Here is a 2,978-nt window from a genome sequence, read left to right as displayed (position 1 = left end):
GACATGACTCCATCCTCTCAGACTGTGGAGTCTCCGTCAAACCCGGGGCGGTTCAGCTCATCCATTATTTGGGACGGAGTCCCGGATTCCTGCCCAACGAAGGTGATGTCCGTATGATCCTTCAGGGCAATGGCAATATCGGCCCCAGCCCCCCGGGTGGAAGGGTCGATCAGGGCAACTGTTGGGACTTTCGGAAGGTTGTCTATTATCGTTTTTTCGTGTTTGGTCTTTTTCATATTCGAACGGTAGTGTCTGAGGTCCAGCAGGATCCCTTCAGCACGGGCGACTTCAGTCAGGAACGCATCTACCGATTCAAGCTTCAATTTTTGCGAGGCCGCCATCACCGACAGGTAAAAAATCTGATGCCCATCAACATCAACGAACTCCGCTTTGGGTCGTGATTGTACGCCATCCCTCAAGGGGGAACCACGGTACATGGCTTTCGCGCGTTTTCGGATGGCACTCATCCGGGCTTCCTCCGCAGGATCCCAGGAAGTTTGCTGCATTGAGGTCACATCGCTCGCACGTTTTTCGAGAATCAATTTTGGGTCATTCAACTCGCCAAGCATTTTCAGGATGATGTTGTAGAAGGCAACGCAGTTCTGAGCGTCTGCCGCGATCGGTCTCCAGTGGGCCACAAGCGAATCCCAGGCAACAGGGACAAATTCAAAGTTGGCGTATTGACCGGAGAAGTCCTGGCAGAAAGCGTCGAAAACCATGGTAAAATCAAGGTCGTGCTCCGTCAGTTGAACCTCTGCGATCTCAAGGTGTCCGCCGCTGCGGCCACCGCTGAACGTGATCTTACCCGAAAAACTCCTATCCGACCCAGGCAGCTCCAGCTCATACCAACGGAAATCATCCTTGGTGATTTCAAGCCGATCCCAGGATTGACCAACACTCAGATTGAACCGGGCTGGAAGCTGTCCTCCAGAGCTTTCATAGACAACTCTGGCCCTGACCCTGGCGCGGTAGACTTTCCCTTCTTCAGTGGGGAACTCTTGCTTTAGATATCGCCCAAGTCCTTTGCTCGGTTGAGGCGGAACAAGGACGCCCCCATCAACTGAAAAAGACAAAGTGTCAAAGTTGTCTTTGGCGTGAGAATCTTCGGCAGGCTTGATCATGGAGGCCATGAGGCTTCGCTCATAGGTCCAACCGACTGGTTGCCCGTCTTTCCGCTCGGAAAAATCACCATTGCGGAATGGGGCCACCTCAGGATGTCGCTGGGGGGGGTGAATTTCCGGCTCAACAACCCGTTTCAATGGAGCGTCAACCGGTATCTCGTTAGTCCAGAATAACAGCCCGGGTATTTCCTTTCTCGGGATTTGCCCTACCCAAAGATTCTGGTCAAAGGTTGCGAGACACTGTGGTAAGCTCTCGATCTCAAGGCCAAGTGGCTGCCATGTGTCTTCCGACAGATAGGCAGCACCAGGTATCTGAACTCCATTAGCTCGATCGAATTTTCCCACGGCGACCAGCTTGTCCCTATAGGAACCTAGTCCTCCAACTTTTACAAAACCGTTCGATGCTCCGGTTTGGAATGACGCCCCTACAGGAGACCACTCACGACCGTCAAACCTCATGACTGAGGGGTGGGGACCAGCTGCCGCCAAAGTGAAGAAGCCAACATACAGGTTTTCGGCGAAAACACTGAGTGCAACCGGCATTCCTCCCTTGCTCTTCTTAAGACTGATCCAAGAACTGCCATCCCATCTGGAGATGGTGTAGGAAAGAACATCCTGGCGAATATATTCCTCATTGAGTTCCCGGCTTCGGATACCAGCAGCAGCAATAACCATCCCCTCAAATTCGCATAGTCTGGTTACGTATTGCCAACCGTGATGGAGCCCCAGCTTGTGCCATTGGTGACCGTCGAAGGCCAAAACGTTTTCCGTGATCCCGGTCTCCGGATCCTTGAAGCGGCCAGCCAGGTACAGAACACCACCTGACACCAGGACGTCGCTGATGCTGCCTGGATTTCCAGGCGGTTGTAACTGAAAAGGCTGCCAAAAACCATCGTACTTGAACAATCCATTTTCTGGGGAAGTCTGGTAGCGGTTAGCGAAATTTCCGGCAACAACAAGATCACCTTGAAAAACCGCCATATGTGAGATTCTCTCTTTGCCCATCCTCCAAGGCCCCGGGATTGGAACAGGGGAATCAAAAGGATGTCCAAGTCCATCACCAACTGCACTGAGTGGTGATGTTGGATTCTTTGGATTCGATTGCCCTCCAAAGAAAAGGGTGTCCCGGTAAACGACCGAACACCTTGGAGAAAAAATCATGGATTGGGCATTGGAACGGAATACGAACACAAGCGACAACAGAAAGACCAGAAAGATGGCGTAAATAGGAGACTTCATAAAATTTCCAATCATTTCCTAACTAGTTCTCATCCGGAAACCCCAGTTTTTTGACTGGCCCGCTGCTTGGCTACGGCCTAATTTCCATTCGACAATCGTACAACACCCAGGTCGCAGTGTAACGGTGTCATGTTTTCGGCCATGGCAAGAGTGTTGCGTGTGACCAGCAACAAATCTTGGAAAAGTTCTCTGCGCTTTTTCTTTCTCTTTGCGTTCAGGATACCAAGGGCTCGCCTCTTGGCCCGTCGAGTATGGTTGGTAAAAGCGGTGCTAACTTGGCGGCCGTCAACCTCCATTTCAAGGGCAAGGGCACGAACACAGTCGTAAAGCAATGAGCTGTCGGTCGGGTGGTGGATGTTTGATTCCACGACGGTGCAATCAATCCGCCTCCATGTTTAGATGTTTCCTTAGTAAGAACATCCTATCACATAGCAGGATAATCATCCCGTTATTTCTTTATAACTTACCTGTTTTCAGGCGGTAAGGTGTTGCCGGATGGGAACTACCTAGCCTGCCCGCTTTCCACCGCCGCCGAAATACAACTGAACAACGCCTCATCTAGTGGATTCCCTCGCTCCAAACAATCCAATTTCCGAAACCAGGTCCGCTGACGTTTGG

1 protein-coding gene is annotated in these 2,978 nt (G+C 51.5%); it reads right to left on the bottom strand.

Annotated elements, in window-relative coordinates:
• Positions 1–17: 17 nt before the first annotated feature.
• On the bottom strand, positions 18–2,360 hold the full coding sequence (locus KOO63_11445; GenBank protein MBU8922421.1) for a hypothetical protein: 2,343 nt from the start codon (positions 2,358–2,360) through the stop codon (positions 18–20).
• Positions 2,361–2,978: the final 618 nt, after the last annotated feature.

The organism is Candidatus Latescibacterota bacterium, assembly GCA_019038625.1.
Classification (GTDB): Bacteria; Krumholzibacteriota; Krumholzibacteriia; order Krumholzibacteriales; family Krumholzibacteriaceae; genus JAGLYV01.
This window is presented reverse-complemented; position numbering and strand designations above follow the sequence as displayed.